We start from the raw sequence: 710 nt of genomic DNA on the forward strand, positions 1-710 counted from the left end.
GCTTGGAACCGGGACCGCCATCTTCATCCAGCTCGACCTCGGTCACCTCCAGCGGCGCACGCCGCCACACCACCTGGGCCGGGCTCGACAGCCTCTCCCAGACAAAGGCCGTACGCAGAATGTCGTGCCGGTCCACCACCTGCTGAACCGCGCCAAGATAGCGCTCCAACAAGCCGCGCTCGGCAAACGCCATCTGCGAGACCAGCAGATAGGGATCGCCCTTCGTCGCCAGCAGATGATGGAATAGGATGCCGTCCTGCAGTGGCGACAGGCCATAAATGTCCTGGATGTTGCCGACGCCACCGGGCACCGTGGCGACGATCCGGTCGATCTCTTCCTGCCCAAGCTCGATGAGCGGCAGCATCTGCGGCGTAATCGCCGCACTCTGCTCGGTGATCGGGTTGGCAGGCACCGCCACCTCGTGATGGCTGCCAAGGCTTTCGGCCAGATCGCAAAGCACCGGCCTGGCGAACAGGGTGTGTACCTCCACCCCGAGCGACAGCCGCCGCAGCCGCTCCATCAGCTGCACCGCCAGGAGCGAGTGGCCGCCGAGTTCGAAGAAATTATCGTGGCGCCCGATGCGCTCGACCCCGAGCAGCTCCGCCCAGATCCCGGCCAGCAGCGTCTCGACCGCGCCCTGCGGCGCTTCATAGGCGGCGTGCGCATAGGCCTCGTCGGCCGGCGCCGGCAGCGCCTGGCGGTCGAGACGC

Annotated in this window: 1 protein-coding gene; it reads right to left on the reverse strand. The window is 67.0% G+C overall.

Annotated features, from left to right (window positions below):
• On the reverse strand, window positions 1-710 hold a 710-nt coding region (locus EOA38_RS38145; protein ID WP_245481038.1), incomplete at both ends, for a phosphopantetheine-binding protein.

Source organism: Mesorhizobium sp. M1E.F.Ca.ET.041.01.1.1 (assembly GCF_003997355.1).
Classification (GTDB): Bacteria; Pseudomonadota; Alphaproteobacteria; order Rhizobiales; family Rhizobiaceae; genus Mesorhizobium.